12 protein-coding genes and 5 pseudogenes are annotated in these 17,892 nt (G+C 58.0%); 4 read left to right on the forward strand and 13 right to left on the reverse strand.

Annotated elements, in window-relative coordinates:
* The first annotated feature begins 216 nt into the window (after positions 1-216).
* The 3 genes from N7E01_RS03840 to N7E01_RS03850 are packed head-to-tail and all read left to right on the forward strand — an operon-like array spanning position 217 to position 2,083.
* Positions 217-642 carry an OsmC family protein gene (locus N7E01_RS03840; RefSeq protein ID WP_289174676.1) on the forward strand — a complete coding sequence of 142 codons (426 nt, stop codon included), beginning with the start codon at positions 217-219 and terminating at the stop codon, positions 640-642.
* Positions 643-701: 59 nt separating this feature from the next.
* On the forward strand, positions 702-1,496 hold the full coding sequence (locus tag N7E01_RS03845) for a thymidylate synthase (RefSeq protein ID WP_289174677.1): 795 nt from the start codon (positions 702-704) through the stop codon (positions 1,494-1,496).
* 41 nt (positions 1,497-1,537) lie between these two features.
* Entirely contained in the window at positions 1,538-2,083 is a 546-nt protein-coding gene (locus N7E01_RS03850; RefSeq protein WP_289174678.1) for a dihydrofolate reductase, read from the forward strand.
* Positions 2,084-2,146: 63 nt separating this feature from the next.
* Here N7E01_RS03850 and gcvP read toward each other — a convergent pair.
* The 13 genes and pseudogenes from gcvP to apbC form a co-directional block, all read right to left on the reverse strand.
* A pseudogene (gene gcvP, locus N7E01_RS03855) lies at positions 2,147-5,048 on the reverse strand (aminomethyl-transferring glycine dehydrogenase).
* A 30-nt stretch (positions 5,049-5,078) separates the two neighbouring features.
* Positions 5,079-5,450: a glycine cleavage system protein GcvH gene (gene gcvH / locus N7E01_RS03860; RefSeq protein ID WP_289174679.1), complete on the reverse strand. Its 372-nt coding sequence runs from the start codon at positions 5,448-5,450 to the stop codon at positions 5,079-5,081.
* Positions 5,451-5,550: 100 nt separating this feature from the next.
* The gene (gene gcvT / locus N7E01_RS03865; protein ID WP_289174680.1) at positions 5,551-6,726 is read right to left on the reverse strand and encodes a glycine cleavage system aminomethyltransferase GcvT; all 1,176 of its coding nucleotides are present in this window, start codon (positions 6,724-6,726) and stop codon (positions 5,551-5,553) included.
* Positions 6,671-7,869 (reverse strand): annotated as a pseudogene (locus N7E01_RS03870) (BaiN/RdsA family NAD(P)/FAD-dependent oxidoreductase). The gene gcvT and the pseudogene N7E01_RS03870 overlap by 56 nt, the downstream one beginning before the upstream one ends.
* Positions 7,870-7,922: 53 nt before the next feature.
* Positions 7,923-10,182: pseudogene (locus N7E01_RS03875) on the reverse strand (Orn/Lys/Arg family decarboxylase).
* 11 nt (positions 10,183-10,193) lie between these two features.
* Positions 10,194-10,760 carry a dCTP deaminase gene (dcd, locus tag N7E01_RS03880; protein ID WP_289174681.1) on the reverse strand — a complete coding sequence of 189 codons (567 nt, stop codon included), beginning with the start codon at positions 10,758-10,760 and terminating at the stop codon, positions 10,194-10,196.
* Positions 10,761-10,834: 74 nt separating this feature from the next.
* Positions 10,835-12,226 carry a translocation/assembly module TamB domain-containing protein gene (locus N7E01_RS03885; protein WP_289174682.1) on the reverse strand — a complete coding sequence of 464 codons (1,392 nt, stop codon included), beginning with the start codon at positions 12,224-12,226 and terminating at the stop codon, positions 10,835-10,837.
* Positions 12,207-12,413: a hypothetical protein gene (locus N7E01_RS03890; RefSeq protein WP_289174683.1), complete on the reverse strand. Its 207-nt coding sequence runs from the start codon at positions 12,411-12,413 to the stop codon at positions 12,207-12,209. Before N7E01_RS03890 ends, N7E01_RS03885 begins: the two co-directional genes overlap by 20 nt.
* Positions 12,414-12,743 carry a hypothetical protein gene (locus N7E01_RS03895; RefSeq protein ID WP_289174684.1) on the reverse strand — a complete coding sequence of 110 codons (330 nt, stop codon included), beginning with the start codon at positions 12,741-12,743 and terminating at the stop codon, positions 12,414-12,416.
* Positions 12,731-13,645 (reverse strand): translocation/assembly module TamB domain-containing protein, encoded by a 915-nt coding sequence (locus N7E01_RS03900; RefSeq protein ID WP_289174685.1) that lies wholly within the window; start codon positions 13,643-13,645, stop codon positions 12,731-12,733. The genes N7E01_RS03895 and N7E01_RS03900 overlap by 13 nt, the downstream gene beginning before the upstream one ends.
* Before the next feature lie 104 nt (positions 13,646-13,749).
* Entirely contained in the window at positions 13,750-14,514 is a 765-nt protein-coding gene (locus N7E01_RS03905) for a hypothetical protein (protein ID WP_289174686.1), read from the reverse strand.
* Positions 14,511-16,266: pseudogene (locus tag N7E01_RS03910) on the reverse strand (autotransporter assembly complex protein TamA). The gene N7E01_RS03905 and the pseudogene N7E01_RS03910 overlap by 4 nt, the downstream one beginning before the upstream one ends.
* A 49-nt stretch (positions 16,267-16,315) precedes the next feature.
* A pseudogene (gene apbC / locus N7E01_RS03915) lies at positions 16,316-17,396 on the reverse strand (iron-sulfur cluster carrier protein ApbC).
* Between the two features lie 130 nt (positions 17,397-17,526).
* On the opposite strand from apbC, the gene N7E01_RS03920 reads away from it, so the two are divergent.
* On the forward strand, positions 17,527-17,811 hold the full coding sequence (locus N7E01_RS03920) for a hypothetical protein (protein WP_289174687.1): 285 nt from the start codon (positions 17,527-17,529) through the stop codon (positions 17,809-17,811).
* Positions 17,812-17,892: the final 81 nt, after the last annotated feature.

Genomic DNA, 17,892 nt, shown 5'->3' on the forward strand with positions numbered 1-17,892 from the left:
CCTGAATGAATACCGGGCCACGATGGGCCTTCTGAAACCCTATTCTACGAAAAGATACGCAAAGGCCTGGGAAAATGGTGTGCCACGACACATAAATGTACCGACACTGCCATTCATACAGGCAGGGCCTGGGACAAAAAGCCGACTGGACGACATATTAATGACAGGCTGATATGGATTAACATTGTCCCTTTTGGTTTCACACGGATTTGTACGATGGAATGCACAATTGACTGGGGCGGCCCCGAAGGCATGCTTTTTGTTGCCCGCACAGGTAGCGGACACGTGACAGCCATGGACGGCGCGCCCGAAGGCGGCGGCAACAATCTGGCCCCTCGTCCCATGGAAATGATGCTCACGGGCGCCGGCGGCTGTGCCGCCTACGATGTCGTGCTGATTCTGAAGCGTGGTCGCCACGCCGTGACGGGCTGCCAGGTCAAACTGAATGCAGAGCGTGCGGATACCGACCCGAAAGTCTTCACACGAATCAATTTTGCCTTCACCGTTACGGGCAGCAACCTTCCCGAGGCCGCCGTAGAGCGCGCAGTAAAGTTGTCCCACGAGAAATACTGTTCAGCCTCGGCCATGCTGGCCAAAACTGCTGAAATCACGCACTCGGTAACCGTCGTCAATACTAATTGACGTCTTCTTGCCCTGACTGACCGACTGCCCGGCAACCTTTTTGATTTAAAGCCTGCGCCATGAACCAGTATGAAGAGTTTATGCGCCATGTGTATACCCATGGCGTCCAGAAAGAAGACCGCACCGGCACCGGTACGCGGTCGGTTTTCGGCTACCAAATGCGCTTCGATCTGGCCGAAGGTTTTCCGCTGGTGACCACCAAGAAGCTGCACACCAAAAGTATTTTCACAGAGCTGCTGTGGTTTCTGCGGGGTGACAGCAACGTCAAATGGCTGCAAGATCGTGGCGTCAGTATCTGGAACGAGTGGGCGGATGCCAACGGCGACCTGGGGCCTGTCTATGGCGTACAGTGGCGCTCATGGCCCAAGCCCGACGGCGGGCACATTGACCAGATCGCGCAAGTGGTTGAACAAATCAAGGCCAACCCTGATTCGCGCCGCCTGATTGTCTCGGCCTGGAATGTCAGCGATATCCCGAATATGGCGTTACCCCCATGCCACGCCTTCTTCCAGTTTTACGTGGCAGACGGCAAGCTGTCGTGTCAGCTGTACCAGCGAAGTGCCGATATTTTCCTGGGCGTACCCTTCAACATTGCCAGCTATGCACTACTGACCCACATGGTGGCCCAGCAATGCGATCTCGACGTAGGTGACTTCATCTGGACAGGCGGTGACTGCCATCTGTACAGCAACCATTTCACGCAAGTTGACGAACAGCTGTCGCGCACGCCGTTTCCGTATCCGCGCCTGAACATCCGTCGGCGGCCCGAAAGCCTGTTTGACTACGAATACGACGATTTTGAAATTCTTGACTATCAGTGTCACCCGCACATCAAGGCACCCGTCGCCGTCTGACGCGGTGGCCGAGACAGCAGACGCTCTGAATGAACACATCCATGCCTGACACCCTCGCCACCGATTTTGACGCCCGGCAACCGCGCTCGACGAAGAAACCACATATCAAGTGCGTGGTGGCCTATTCACGCAACCGGGTTATTGGCAGGGACAACACTCTGCCCTGGCATTTGCCCGCAGACCTGCAGCACTTCAAACGCAATACGCTGGGCCAACCCATCGTTATGGGGCGCAAGACCTGGGAATCATTGGGTCGACCCTTGCCTGGCCGACGCAACATTGTCATTAGCCGCGATCCGAACTATGCCGCCACCGGTGCTGAAGTCTTTACTTCGTTGCGCGACGCCCTGAGCGCCTGTCAGGACGAACCCGCAGTGTGCATTATTGGCGGGGCGCAGATCTTTACCGATGCAATGCCCTTTGTGGCAGAACTGATCGCCACTGAAGTACACGCTGACGTTGATGGCGATGTATTTTTTCCACCGCTGGCCCGCGACGAATGGGAAGAGGTGTCCCGGGTACCGCAACCCGAGGAAAACGGCTACACCTATGATTTTGTGACCTACAAGCGCGTGGGCACGCCCTGATCTCCGGTCGCCTGCACCTGCATGCCGGCCATCGGCGGCACCCTGCGTGCAGCATGGCCCGGGCTACGATGCCGTATCGCTCGGCCAGGGCGGGCACGCACAAAACAGGTGACGATCACCCCAGACGTTATCAACGCGAGCCACCGGCGACCAGTATTTCGACGGCCTCAATGAGGCTACCGGATAGGCTGCCAACTCGCGGCTATATGGCGCCGACCACTGGTCGGACAACAGCATAGGCGCCGTGTGCGGCGCATTTTTCAAGACATTGTTTTCGCGCCCCCACTCACCTGACTCGATGCGTGCGATTTCGCCACGGATGGCGATAAGGGCATCAATAAAACGGTCCAGTTCAGCCAGACCTTCCGACTCTGTCGGTTCGATCATTAACGTGCCCGGTACCGGAAAGCTCATGGTGGGCGCATGAAAGCCGTAGTCAATGAGGCGTTTGGCCACGTCATCGACGTGTATGCCTGCCGTTTCCTTGAATGGCCGCAGGTCAATAATACATTCGTGCGCTACCCACCCGCCCCTGCCCGTGTACAAGACCGGATAATGATCACGCAACCGGGCAGCAATGTAGTTGGCACCCAGAATAGCCACACAAGTCGCATCACGCAGGCCCTGCGCACCCATCAGGGCGATATACACCCAGGAAACGGGCAAGATGCCGGCTGAACCATACGGGGCGGCACTGACGGGGGCATTGGCCACCCCCGGCCCCCTGGCCCCGGCCTCCCCCGGCAACCACGGCGCCAGGTGTGCTTTCACAGCCACCGGCCCCACCCCGGGCCCGCCACCGCCATGCGGAATACAAAAAGTCTTGTGCAAATTCAGATGCGACACATCAGCCCCGAACCAGCCCGGACGCGCAATGCCCACCATGGCGTTCATGTTGGCCCCATCGAGATACACTTGCCCACCGGCCTGATGAACAATGTCACACAACTCGACGACGCGTTCTTCGAAAACCCCGTGAGTGGACGGGTAGGTGATCATGATGGCGGCAAGACGATCGTCCGCCTCGGCCACTTTGCCTTTCAAGTCATCAAGATCAACGTTGCCATGCGCATCGGCTGCGACCACGCGCACCTCGAAACCTGCCAGGTGCGCCGATGCCGGATTGGTGCCATGCGCCGAAGACGGGATAAGGCAAACAGTACGCTGATGGTCGCCCCGGCTGCGATGCCAGGCACGAATCGCCAGCAAACCGGCATATTCACCCTGAGCGCCAGAATTAGGCTGCAAACTGATGGCATCGTAACCGGTGATTTCACACAACCATGCCGATAACTGATCGATCAGTTGACGATACCCCTTGGCCTGCTCATTGGGCACGAAAGGATGCAGCCCAGAGAATTCGGGCCAGGTAACGGGCAGCATTTCAGTCGTGGCGTTGAGCTTCATGGTGCATGAGCCCAAGGGAATCATGGTGCGATCCAGCGCCAGATCTTTGTCGGCCAACATACGCAGATAACGCAGCATGTCGGTTTCGGAACGTATCGACGAAAAAACCGGGTGTGTCAGTATGGGCGTATCACGACACAAATCAGCGGGCAAGGCCTGATCGGCCGGTGCGACAGACAGCGAGGAAAGATCGACAGAGGCCAGCGCATCATCAACAATGCAGGCCGCCTGGTCAGCACGCCCGCACACATCGGCAAACACACAAAGCAGATCACGCAGGTCGGAAAGCCCGACGGTTTCGTCGAGCGAAAAGGCAACGCTATCGGCGGATACCCGACGCAAATTGATCTGGCTGGCCAGGGCGCGAGACACCAATGCACTGGTTTGCAGACCACTGGTCACATGGAGCGTATCAAAGCTGGTGGCATTGGCAATGTGCCAGCCCATGCGGGTCAGCGCATCCCGCGCCACGGCGGTTGCCCCCGCAACGCGACGGGCAATGACACGCAACCCTTCAGGCCCATGCCAAAGGGCATACATACCCGCCATGATAGCCAGCAAAACTTGCGCCGTACAAATATTGGATGTGGCCTTTTCACGCCGGATATGCTGCTCGCGGGTTTGCAGGGCCAGACGCAAAGCCGGCTGCCCCTGGCTGTCGACTGAAACCCCCACCAGCCGCCCAGGCAGATGACGGCGCAGTGCTTCACGACAGGCCATGAACGCGGCATGCGGTCCACCGTACGCCATGGGAATGCCAAACCGTTGACTGGAACCCACCACCAGATCGGCCCCCAATGACCTGGTGCCTTCAAGACCACCAGCGCCAGCAGATCGGCAGCCACTGCCACCAAGGCACCCCTTTGGTGAGCCCTGGCGACCAGATCGGTGTAATCAACTACACCCCCAGCGAATGGGGGTATTGCAACAACACGCCGAAGCATTCAGGCAAACCGTCGGCCTCGTCACCAATGGAAAGTTCTATACCCAGTGCCTCGGCATGCGTGGCCAACACCGCCAACGTTTGCGGATGGCAATGCCGGGAGGCAAAGAACCGGCGATTTTCACCATCAGACTGGCGCCACGCCACGCCCATGGCCTCGGCCGCAGCCGTGGCCTCGTCGAGCAATGACGCGTTGGCCAGATCCATACCGCACAGATCGGCCACCATCGTCTGAAAATTCAGCAAAGCCTGCAGCCGCCCCTGGGAGATTTCAGGCTGATACGGGGTGTACGCCGTGTACCACGCCGGATTCTCAAGCACATTGCGCTGGATGACGGCGGGCGTGAACGTGCCGTAATACCCTTGGCCGATGTAGCTGCGAAAGACCTGGTTTTGGCCGGCCAGGGCACGCAGTTTCGCAAGCGCCTGTGGTTCAGAGAGCGGGTCGGGCAGGTTTAAGGGCCGGCCATGACGAATACCGGCAGGCACCACCTGATCGACCAGGTCATCCAGGCTCCCGACCCCCAGCACCGACAGCATCGTCGCTTGTTCGTCGGGTGTCGGGCCAATGTGCCGCTGAGCAAAATTGCTGACAGGATCGACCGGATTGTTCATGATTGACGCCTTATACCTGCACCGCCGGAATTACTGTGCCGCCCGATAGCCCTCGGCGTCAAGCAGGTTGTCTACATCGTCGGCATTCACCGGACGAATTTTAAAGATCCAGGCGTCGTAGGCCGATGCGTTGATGAGTTCCGGCTCAGCTTCGAGCGCCTGGTTAAATGCCACAATTTCGCCATCAATCGGTGCGTAAATATCAGACGCCGCCTTGACGGATTCGACCACACCCGCAGTATCACCGGCCTTCAGATGGGCCCCCACCTTGAAGTCACCGACGAACACCAGGTCGCCCAGCTGGTCTTGTGCATTATCGGTAATGCCCACCAGAAAGAGGTCTTCTTCGGCTTTTACCCATTCGTGGGATGCCGTGTATTTACGATCGTTTGGCAGATTCATTCAAGCCTCTTGTTCAATAAAAGATAATCGGTGTAGTTTACGCCAGCCTGCAACGGTTATATCCCCGTTATGCAACAGGTGTGCGCCAGCACGCAGCGGTTCAACGCGGCTTGCGCCCTACAAAAGGCAGTTTGACGACCTGGGCCGGCAACCATTTTCCGCGAATACAGACTTGCACCGATGCCCCATCCGCCAACGCCCCGGGCACCCGCGCCAATGCAACCGAACAGCCCAGAGTCGGCGACTGGCTGCCACTGGTCACTTCGCCTTCACCCAAAGGGGTACGCACGGGCATTCCGGCACGCATGACGCCACGATCGAGCAGCTTGAGGCCAACACGATGACGCTCACGCGGCGCAACCTCAAGCGCGTCACGACCAATGAACTCGCGCTCAGGGTCATGCAACGAAACTGTCCAGCCCAACCCCGATTCGAACGGGTTCACGCTTTCATCCATATCCAGACCATACAGATTCAGCCCGGCTTCAAGCCGCAGGGTGTCGCGTGCCCCCAAGCCGCAGGGCTGCACACCGGCCCGCAACAGGTCTACCCACAACACGGTGGCCTGATCAGCCGGCAAGGTGATTTCGAACCCGTCTTCACCGGTATACCCGGTACGGGCCAGGAACACGTCATCGGGTAGCGCTACGCAATGAAACGACGCCAGCTGCGCAATGGTTGGCCCCCACTGCGGCCTGACCTGTGCCAGCTTGATGTGTGCCTGCGGACCTTGTAATGCCAGAATGGCAAGGTCATCGCAGGCGTGCACATGCACATTGAAATGCCCCTCGTGCGCAACGCGCTGCATCCACTCAAGGTCTGTACGAGCGGTTGCCGCATTCAGTACGACCCGCCATCGGGTATCGGACAACTTGTAAATGATCAGGTCATCGATCACCCCGCCTTCAGGATTCAGCAGACAACTGTACATGGCCTGACCCACATGCCCCAGACGCGCCACATCATTGGCCAGCAAGATGCGCAAACAGGCAATGCAATCATCACCCGTGATCTCAACCGCCAGCATGTGCGACACATCGAACAGGCCGCAGTCACGCCGCACGGCATGATGCTCTTCGATCTGGGAGCCGTAAGAAACGGGCATGGCCCAACCGGCATAATCCACGATGCGGGCACCCGCATCGAGGTGAGCCTGGTACAACACGGTTTGCTTCAACGTTGCCACAATAACGCCTTTTCGCCATACGCCCGTCAGGGCTTTATCGGGCCGGTACCGCCTGATGGGCTGCAACCAGCGCCCGACCACAGGCGACACCGGAAGACCAGGCCCACTGGAAGTTGTACCCCCGAGCCAACCGGTGACATCAACCGCTTCACCCACAAAGTACAAGCCGGACACCGCCTTGGCCTGCATGGATTTTTGATTCAGATCGTGCGTATCAACCCCGCCACGCATGACCTCAGCCTTTTTATAACCAGCCGTACCCGAAGGAGCAAGTGTCCAATGGTGCACGCGTTGGGCCAGATCGTGCAACAGCTTGTTGGAGGCATCGGCCAGACGCACACTGACTGCATCACCCATGGATACCGGTGTGTGCGCCAGCCACTGCTCCGCCAGACGACGTGGCCACAGCCCTGCCAATACCGTAGACAGCTGCTGACGATTACCGGGCCGCAATTCCAGCAAGGCAGGCTCGAGCTGTTGCCCGGGTGCCAGATCAATTTCAATAGGCTGGCCGGGTTCCCAATAACTGGATATCTGCAGAATGGCCGGGCCAGACAGGCCACGGTGCGTAAACAAAAGGTCTTCAAAAAACTCGGCGCCCGTTCCCTTACGCCCGAGCGTTCCGGTACCCACCTTGACCTTCAACGCCACCCCGCTGAGGTCGGAAAACGGCTTCCACTGCATGGCATCGAACAACAGGGGAACCAGCGCCGGACGTGGCTCAACCACTTTCAGGCCAAACTGGCGAGCCACCTTGAGCGAAAAATCGGTGGCGCCAAGCTGGGGAATCGCCATGCCGCCTGTCGCCATCACCAGGTTCGCTGTTCGCACAACACCAGAGTTTGTTCGAACAACGAACAAATCGGCATCACGGCCGATTTCCTTGACCTCGCAAGGCATCCGCCAAGACACCCTGGCCTGATCGCATTCGGAACGCAGCACCTGAATGATGGACTCACTGGAATCATCGCAGAACAATTGCCCCTGATGCTTCTCGTGCCAGGCCACGCGATAGCGACGCAACAGCTTGAGGAAATCGTCAGGCGTATAGCCTGCCAGCGCCGAACGGGAGAAATGCGGATTACGGGAGATGAAATTGGCCGGCGTGGTGCCGGTATTGGTGAAATTGCAGCGACCGCCACCCGAAATACGGATTTTTTCAGCCAGGCGACTGGCATGGTCGAGCAGGACAACCTTCAGGCCGCCCTGCCCTGCCACCGACGCCGCCATCATGCCGGCCGCACCGGCACCAATGATGGCGACATCGAAATCAGCACAAGACACGCTTAGTCTTCACGAAGGCAGTCAACGTAATAACGGGGCTGGCCATCGGGACCAATATCTTCGGCCAAACCGTGCACATACGTTTCAAAACCCGGGAAACGGGAATTGAATTCGCGCACGAACTGCAAATAGTTGACGATGCGTTCATTGAATCGCTCGCCAGGAATCAGCAGCGGAATACCGGGCGGATACGGCGTCAGCAACACACCGGTAACACGGCCCTCCAGTTCGTCAATGGAAACACGCTCGACCTCGCGGTGGGCCATTTTTGCGTAGGCATCCGAAGGCTTCATGGCAGGCACCATGTCGCTAAGATACATTTCCGTCGTCAGCCGGGCCACATCGTGGTTGCGATACGCCTCGTGGATTTCCTGGCAAAGATCACGCAACCCCATACGTTCATAGCGACGATTTTCCTTGCAGAAATCAGGCAAAATGCGCCACAGCGGATGGTTGCGGTCGTAGTCGTCCTTGAACTGCTGAAGCGCGGTCAAAAGAGTATTCCAGCGGCCCTTGGTAATGCCGATGGTGAACATGATGAAGAACGAATACAGCCCGGTTTTTTCAATGACCACACCGTGCTCGGCCAGATACTTGGATACCAGCGCTGCAGGAATACCGGTTTCCGCAAAGGTGCCCGAGATATCCAGGCCCGGCGTGACAATCGTGGCCTTGATCGGGTCTAGCATGTTGAAGCCCTTGGCCAGCGGGCCAAAGCCGTGCCATTCGTCATCGGCTTCCAGCATCCAGTCTTCACGACTGCCAATACCGTCAGGCACAAGACGCTTGGGCCCCCACACCTTGAACCACCAGTCATCTTTGCCGAACTCGGACTCAACCTTGCGCATGGCACGGCGGAATTCCAGCGCTTCGTTGATGCTTTCCTCGACCAACGCAGTGCCGCCGGGGGTTCCATCATGGCCGCCGCCACGTCGCAAGACGCAATAATGGCGTACTGCGGCGACGTTGACGTGTGCATCAGGTACGCTTCGTTGAACACGTTACGGTCGAGCTTGCGACTTTCCGGCTCTTGAACCGTAATCTGTGACGCTTGCGACAACCCGGCCAGCAACTTGTGAATCGAGTGCGTGGCAAATACCATGGCATCCTTACTGCGCGGACGGTCCTTGCCAATGGCGTGCATGTCCTTGTAATAATCGTGGAATGCCGCGTGCGGAATCCAGGCCTCGTCGAAATGCAGCGTATCGATTTCAGAGCCCAGCTTTTCCTTGATCATTTCCACGTTATAGCTGACACCGTCATAGGTGCTTTGCGTAATGGTCAAGATGCGTGGACGCTTGTTCTTGACATCACGCGCGAACGGGTTGGCCTCGATTTTGGCCTTGATCGACTCGGGCTCGAACTCTTCAAGCGGAATCGGCCCGATAATCCCCAGATGATTACGCGTAGGGCGCAGGAACACCGGGATAGCGCCGGTCATGGTAATGGCGTGCAGAATTGACTTGTGGCAATTGCGGTCAACCACCACGATATCGTCATTGGCCACGTTGGCATGCCAGACAATCTTGTTCGACGTGGATGTGCCGTTGGTCACGAAAAAGCAGTGGTCCGCATTGAAAATGCGGGCCGCATTGCGTTCAGACTCGGCTACCGGGCCGGTGTGGTCAAGTAGCTGGCCCAGTTCATCAACCGCGTTGCACACGTCGGCACGCAACATGTTCTCACCGAAGAACTGGTGGAACATCTGACCGACCGGGCTTTTCAGGAATGCCACGCCCCCGAGTGACCGGGACAGTGCCATGAATACGACCCGTCAGAGGCATACTTGACCAGTTCACGGAAAAACGGCGGCGCCAGACCATCCAGGTAAGCGCGCGCTTCACGGATGATATGACGCGCGACGAACTCGGGCGTATCTTCAAACATGTGAATGAAGCCGTGCAACTCGCGCAAAATATCGTTTGGAATATGCTGCGAGGTACGCGTCTCGCCATACAGATAAATGGGGATATGTTCATTGCGGAACCGCAGCTCACCAATGAACGAGCGCAGGTTCTTGATGGCATTGGCCACATCTTCTGGCGAATCGACGTCGAATTCCTCATCGTCGATCGACAAAATAAAAGCGCTGGCCCGGCTTTGCTGCTGGGCAAACGAGCTCAGGTCACCGTAGCTGGTAACGCCCAGCACTTCCACGCCCTCGGCCTCGATCGCGGCTGCAAGCGCGCGAATGCCCAGACCAGAAGCGTTCTCGGAACGGTAATCCTCGTCGATGATGACGATGGGGAAACGGAATTTCATGCGCAAGACTCCTATGTGCGTGGCAATGTCACGCCCTGCTGACCCTGGTACTTGCCGCCACGGTCACGATATGAGGTTTCACAAACCTCGTCGCTTTCAAAAAACAACATTTGTGCGCAACCCTCTCCGGCGTAAATCTTGGCCGGCAGCGGGGTGGTGTTGGAAAATTCAAGTGTAACGTGCCCCTCCCACTCGGGCTCGAGCGGCGTGACGTTAACGATGATGCCGCAACGGGCATACGTACTTTTACCCAGACATACCGTCAGAACGCTGCGAGGAATACGAAAGTATTCGACGGTTCGGGCCAAGGCAAACGAGTTCGGTGGAATAATGCAGACATCACCTTTGAAGTCGACAAAAGACTTTTCATCAAACGCCTTGGGGTCGACAATGGTCGAGTTGATATTGGTAAAAATCTTGAACTCGTCCGCACAGCGCACGTCGTACCCGTAACTGCTGGTGCCGTAACTGACGATTTTGCCGCCGTTTACCGACCGCACCTGACCCGGCTCGAAAGGCTCGATCATGCCGTGCTCTTGGGCAACACGACGAATCCAGCGATCACTTTTAATCGACATAACGTTCCCTTATTTCAATGGGGCTGTATTTTATAGCCAGCCCATGACAAATGCGCGCAAGCCCGGAAAATGGTTTATTCGCGGGCCACATATCGGTAAATAAGCGCCAGACCACTGACCGTACCGACCGTGAACTGGGCCGAAAGGCCACGAGCCAGCCGGTAACTGACCCGCCCCACTGTTCCGGTGCCTGAAAGAGACTGCTCCAGACTGACCCTGAAGCCCGCCCCCAGATTCTTGGCCGCCACCATGAACTTGCGCTCGATGTCGCTGGTTCCACTGTCCAGGCCACGCACCACGGATTCCGCAGGCAAGATGCTGCCAACGCTACCCAGCTCACCTGAACGCATGCTGACCTCGTCCAGACCGAATTTCTTGTAAAACGGCTCGCCATCGCCCAGGAACGATGAACCCACCGAAAACAGCAAAGCAGCATCGCCGCCTGAGTCATCCGGCCCCCGCCCCAACAACAACCAAGACAGCTTCTGCACATCAGACACTTCGGGGTAAGAAATCAGATCAATTCTGGGCTTGCGGGCCGTTCCGCTGACACGCACACCCGCCTCGACCGCAACACCGGTACGCAAGGCCTCGATACTGAGCACCGGGCTGGCAATGTCGCCCTGAAAGGTGATCGTGCCCTGACGCAATCGCAAACGCTGACCATACGCCGAGACAGAGCCGCCGCGCGTACGCAAGGCGCCATAGCCTTGCAGCTTGCCTTCAGCCATCACGATGCGCAACTGGCCCACCAGCCCTGAATCGACCCCGTAACCCGTAATGTAGAACCGTGGCCCCAGATCGATATCAATATCCAGCGAAAGGTCTGTGTTGCTGGCGGGAGCCGCTGGAGCCTGGCCCGCACGAACCACGACAACATCGCTGTCAACCGTGGGAACACTGCTGAGCATATCAAGGTCAACCCAGCCTGCATCCACCATGACTTTGCCGGTAATATCAATTTTCTCGGAGGGCATGACCACCTTCACCTGACCCGACACCATTGCAAAGCGATCGGATCGCTGCAGGATCGGGTAACGATGCAGGTCAATCGCCACATTGCCGCCCATTTCACTTAAATCCCAATAGCCACTGAGCGTCAGATTGCCGCCCTGGGCCTCGGGGTTGGCGCGCGTCCACTCTTCGGTGCGCCACTCTTTGGGGACGGCGCGACGTACCGCAGGAAACGACAGGCCATCAATGATGAAACGATCACCCTCCATGTGCGCCCGTAATGTGCCATCGACCAGTCGCACGCCATCATCAATGCGTACTACCCGAATGTTCTGCCCGGTCACTGTACCGCTGGTCAACCAGGTTCCGTCAGGCCGGCTGCGAGCCTGCACATTGGCCGCAAGCGAGCCGCCGATTTCTGTATCGTCACCAACAAACAGACTCAGCCAGGCCAGATCCTTGATGTCGCCGGTGACCTGAACTGTTGTGGGATCACGGGTATTGACTGACACCCCCGCCCTGACTTGAGCGCAGCAACGTTTCGGCCCGGATCTGCGCCTGACCCATACGAACAGTATCGATCGTGACATCAACGCCCACCCGGCTGGTACCGTCAGCTCCATTGCTGGCCGGCCGGGCTGCCATGTCGATCTGGAACGTGCGCAAGCCCAAGGGAAAGGGCGGATCGCACTGGAACAATCAGGTCACCCCCAGATGACGCATCTGTGCATTGCCCGACAGAGCACCGGCAAATGCAAAATCCCATTTGAGAGCATAGGACATCTCCACCAAATCATTACGATCATCAACATCGACAATGACACGCCCGCGATCCGTGTCCAAGGACGGCTTTGCTGCAACAATCATACGGGTCACTTCGTCAATGATGCGTTTGGACAAGGTGAGACGATTGATATCGCCCTGAGTCGTCCAGCGACCGGGTGAGAACTGGCTGCGCCCATGGTCGAGCACAACTGAATTGCGCGACGGCAGCGCGAGGGCCAGCCGGGTGGCCCCTACCTGCAGCACATAATCGGGGGCAAGGGCTCGGGGTGCAGCAGCAGCGGCACCGGCTGTTCGGCATTCAGACTGACCTGTGCATGAGACGCCTCAAGGCGGGCAATGCGGCCCGTCCATGCCGCGTTTGGGGCGGCATCGGTTGGCGCACTGTAACCGCCTTCAAGGCGCGTACGCAAAACGACAGGCGCATCGCCCAACACGTCGCCACCGGCCGGCCCCATGTCATACCGTGCCTGCAGCTCAAGATTATGCGATGCCATGGCCCCCTGCAGCCGGGCATCAAGCTCGGCGGCACCGTCAACCCCAGGCCAGAAATCAGCCAACCGTACCGCTTTGAGCAACAGTTGCAGTTGCGTATTTTCCCAACCCAGACGACCTTCACCCGAAAGACGATTTTCGCCAAGCCGGACGTCAAGGCGCAAATCATCAACACGGTAACCGGGGTCTTGAGGCACCGCCGGGGAAACTGCCTTAACCGCAAAATCAATATCGGCGGCCAGCGGTTGGCCATTCCAGCGTGAACCGTTCCCAACGTCAAGCCTGATCCGGGCGTCCTGCAGTTCAGTCTGATCATGCAATGTGGCTGAAAAATCCGCGGAAACACTCAGCAACGCGTCGGGCAATCCACTACCGGCCAGCCAGGCCGGATCAAGTCGCCGGATCGACAGGCTACCGACCACCTGATCAAGCGTGTGGCGCGGCAAAACGGCTGGTGCCTGAATCACGGTAACCTCGGGGACCGAAGGTGCCGCATCAACGGAACGCGCTTGCGTGGCCCAATCAAGCCGGCCATCGAGCGACGAGCCATCAGGTAGCTTCAACGCCACATCCGCCTTGCGCAAGGGAAACGCCTCTCGAGGCGCGAGGGCCACTGCGGCATCGAGACTCAACCCTTGGCCACTGCCCTGCAATTCAATATGGGCCTCATCCTGCGAACCCTGTGCCCGGGCCTTGAGATCAACGGCACAAAACGTGCTCAGGGCATCAAGTTCAGTAACTTCAACACCGTCTGACTTTACGGTTCTCTCTGACGCGTTGACATCCCCTCTACTGATTTGACAGTGCCTGCCGCTTGCGCCGCAGCGGGCAGATCGGGCAGGAAATGACGCGCGCACAACACGGAGTCAGGTGTCTGACTTTTGGCCTTCGTTTCAATGACCAAGGAAAACGGCCAGGGATCGGCCAACGCCATCAGCCGGAACTCGCCGGCCACATCAGCCTCAATGTCATGCTGCCCAACGGCAACACGACGAAACACCAGCTGTGCGTCTTTTTGCGTGAGCGCCAATGAAGCGTCGAGATGATTGACCTTGACCAGTAGCGGCTGATGGTTCAACGAAACATTCAGTTCGCCTAGCGCAACACGATCCAGCGAAAAGGTCACGGGCAAGACGGGCCATTCAAACGTCGTGTCGTCGGCCGCCGCAGGTTCTGTCTCGAGTACATCAAGCGACAGCCGGCCGGCAGAAATATTGCGGGCATGCACCCGCTTGTCCCGCAATGCAGGCCAATCGATTTGGATATCAAGATCAGCAAGGTCAATGTTGACGGCCGGCGTGCTGACCTTCAAAGCACCGACCTGTACGCCATCGATGATGGTACCTTGCACAGACAACGCGCTGCCACCCGCCAGGCGCACGCCCGTTTCCAGGGCCCAACGCGTGCCGGGCTGCGATGCCACAACCCAATAGACAAACCCGGCAATCACAGCCAAGAGCAGAACGAGTGTCGGGCCTGTCCACAAGGCCAGGCGCCCCAGACGCCGCAAGAGCTTGTTCAAAACGCCACACCCAATGAAAAGTGAAGTCTCAGATTTCTGTCGCGCTGCCCGTAGGCCAATTCAACCGAAAAGGGCCTGCGGGCGTGCGCAGCACGACGCCGGCACCATAGCCAATATGAAGTTTCATGGCGCCAAACGACGTGGCCGCATCACCCGCGTCAACAAAAACACTCATGCCCAATTGCTCGGTGAAAAAATGCATGTATTCGATACTGGCCCAAGCCAGTGCCGGAGCCCCAATCACGGCATCGCCCCGAGAGACGCCAATGCTGTTGTACTTGTAGCCGCGAATGCTGCGCGAACCGCCCGTGCGGAAGCCGAAATCTTCCGGCAGACGACGGGTGTGCGCCCAGACCTTACCCACCTCGGCACGCACCGTCAGCACATCCCGCTTGCCAATCGGCCACCATTTCTGCCCTCGCACACTGGTCTTGTAGAAGGTTTGTCCTTGGTCAAGGGTCACCCCGGCACCCACGCCGACATCGATCAGATTACCTTCGCGAGGGTCATATTTGTCGTTGACGTCACGCCGCAGCCATTGCCAACCGGCGACCAGCGTCGGCACCGTGTAATCATCGGCACCATCGATTCTTGTATCATCGTAGGCACCTGTCACACTCCATTGGGTTTCATATTCGACCCGGCTGTCACCTGCACCCAAACGGGACTGCTTGCGTCGCCAGCCGACCGCATGGCGCGTGGTGTCCACACCCTGAATATCGGAATGGCTTGCCAATACGCCGAAACTGTTGGTGTACCCGCTGTCATCGGGCGGCAAATGCACATCGTAGAAAAACCGCTGCCGATTCTTGTCGACCCCGACTCCTGTTTCGATCCAGACCGGCTGACCAAAGACTACATTCTGGCGGTACAGCCCCTCGATGCGCGCCCCGTTGTCGCTATCGACCCCAAGCGACGCGGTATACACCCCGGGGCAGCCTCGGTGACACGCACAACCACCGGCATCTCAAGATCGCCGTCGGGGCGCGTGACCCGCGTCTCGGCACTGTTGTCCAGCATGACAAAAGCACCCCGGAAGAACGCCGTGGCTTGCAACGCCTGCTGCCAGTCGTCCAGTTTGTCCTGATCATAGGGCTCGCCCGGAGAATACCGGACATAACGATCAACCAGCTTGGCCGGCACACGTTTCAAACCAATAAGTTTCAGCTCGCCCATACGCACGCGCGGACCGCTATCCACATTCACTTCCAGCTGCGCAACCGCCTCGTCGGCCATCACCGTCGCCTGAGAATGGCGCATTCTGGCGAGGTAAAAATCTTTACGACTGACTTCGGTAATCAGATCGGATTTCGCATCGCTCCAGGTTTCATTGATGAATGGCATCCCCTTGTCCAGCGGCCACTCTTCCTTCAGCAACCTCACTCGATCGGAAAATTCAGGCTCGGCAATTTTTCCGGTGAAGCGGATATCCACCTGGTCGACGACCGCACGCCTGCCTGGGTCGATGGAAATATCCCAGGTTTCTCCCAAGTGATCCTGGCCAACCGTCAGATCAACACGAGCTGAAAAATAGCCTTGGGTAGCCAGTGCGGACAACGTGGCGTCACGCGCCCGGCGACGCAAACGCGACACCTCGCCGCCGTCCTGGTCTTCCGCCAACCGTGTAATGGAATCCACCGCGCCCATGATGGACTGCAACGCCTCGGGCGGCACCCCGCCCGGATCAATAATCACTTCGGGCCGGGCCGCCTGGACCGACTGTGCCGCCAGGCACAAACCCGCCGCAACCACAGCCCCAAAAAACGACCGCCGCCTGCTGCCGCAAACCGCATCAAATGCCTCAGGGATTAACAACAACAGACGGCATCTTGCCCGCCATGTCTTTGGGCAAGGCAGCCACCAGGCAAGCGACCTGATGGGCGATGCGCTGATATTCGGCCGCTGCCGGGCTGTCAGGGTCGGACACCACAGTCGGCGTACCGGCGTCGGTCTGGGCACGAATACTGAGCGCAAGCGGCAGCGAACCCAGCCACGGCAAGTTGAATTCGGCAGCAAGATCACGACCGCCATGCTCACCAAAAACGGGTTCGGCATGGCCACAATTCGAGCACACATGCATCGACATGTTTTCAACTACCCCGAGCACCGGGACATCAACCTTGCGGAACATCTGCAAGCCCTTGCGGGCATCGGCCAACGCCAGGTCTTGTGGCGTGGTCACAATGACAGCGGCCGTCAGGGGGACTTTTTGCGACAGCGTCAGCGCGATATCGCCGGTACCCGGCGGCATATCAATGATCAGGTAGTCAAGATCGCCCCAATTGGTCTGGCGCAACAATTGCTCGAGGGCCTGACTGACCATCGGGCCACGCCAGATGGCGGGGGAATCGGGGTCGATCAGGAACCCGATTGAGTTGGCTTCAATGCCATGGCCGACCAGAGGTTCCATGGTTTTGTTGTCATGACTTTCGGGCTTGCCGGACAGACCCAGCATGATGGGTACGCTGGGGCCATAAATATCGGCATCAAGCAAGCCAACGCGCGCACCTTGTGCACGCAAGGCCAGTGCCAGATTGACCGACGTCGTACTTTTACCCACCCCGCCCTTGCCCGAAGCTACGGCGATGATGTTGCGTACGTTAGCCAACGGCTTCAAGCCACGCTGTACAGCATGGGTCTGCACCGCCAGCCGGCACCCAAAACGCCCCAGGCTAAAGCCTGCCCCTGTAATAGCTGTTTCAATGGATTGCCGAAGGGCCGCTTCACTATTGAAAACGGGATACCCCAGCGCTAAAGTGAGGTTGACGACCTGCCCGTCTGTGCTGATTTCACTTTTTTACGATTGGACCCAATTTCTTTTGTGTATTGGGATCGATAACGTCAGACAATAGGTTGAATATCTGGTCTGGGTTGGTGCTCATGTGGGTGCCTTCGTACAGTATTTTTGCGGCAATTCATGCCAAAGTGAAAGCATAGCGGATTGCATGACAAGCCCCAACCAAAGCAGGCCGTAATGGAACTTTTTTCAGTAAAAATGTCATACTCACCTATATGAATACATTTAATCAAATCTTGCGCGGCTTGCTGTTTTTTGTACTGGCCATCTTTGGTATGGCCATGGCATTCATTTTCATGGTGTCCACAGCGATCGCCATCGGCATCCTGTTCATCGTGGCCAAAATCAAAGGGCGGCCTTTCGGCGCCCGCGCCTACTGGGAAGCCCGCCAGCGCGCTGCGGCCGCCAGCGCCAGCCGCTATCGTGCCGCGACCCAACCCTCAGCCTCACGCTTTGGCAAGCAAGACGTCGTTGACGTCGAAATGCGCGAAATCCGCTAACCTCAGCCTTTGTGCACTGCCGCACCGTGCAGCGGCAGAAGCCCCCAAGGGCATGCGATTCATTACAATAGAGGGTGTTCC

It is taken from the genome of Neopusillimonas aromaticivorans, from assembly GCF_030344915.1.
Taxonomy (GTDB): domain Bacteria; phylum Pseudomonadota; class Gammaproteobacteria; order Burkholderiales; family Burkholderiaceae_B; genus Neopusillimonas; species Neopusillimonas aromaticivorans.

Excerpts from the sequence above, each read along its gene's own strand:
- N7E01_RS03840 (WP_289174676.1), top strand. The coding sequence starts at position 217 with ATGGAATGCACAATTGACTGGGGCGGCCCCGAAGGCATGCTTTTTGTT.
- N7E01_RS03845 (WP_289174677.1), top strand. The coding sequence starts at position 702 with ATGAACCAGTATGAAGAGTTTATGCGCCATGTGTATACCCATGGCGTC.
- N7E01_RS03850 (WP_289174678.1), top strand. The coding sequence starts at position 1,538 with ATGCCTGACACCCTCGCCACCGATTTTGACGCCCGGCAACCGCGCTCG.
- gcvH (WP_289174679.1), bottom strand. The coding sequence starts at position 5,450 with ATGAATCTGCCAAACGATCGTAAATACACGGCATCCCACGAATGGGTA.
- dcd (WP_289174681.1), bottom strand. The coding sequence starts at position 10,760 with ATGTCGATTAAAAGTGATCGCTGGATTCGTCGTGTTGCCCAAGAGCAC.
- N7E01_RS03920 (WP_289174687.1), top strand. The coding sequence starts at position 17,527 with ATGAATACATTTAATCAAATCTTGCGCGGCTTGCTGTTTTTTGTACTG.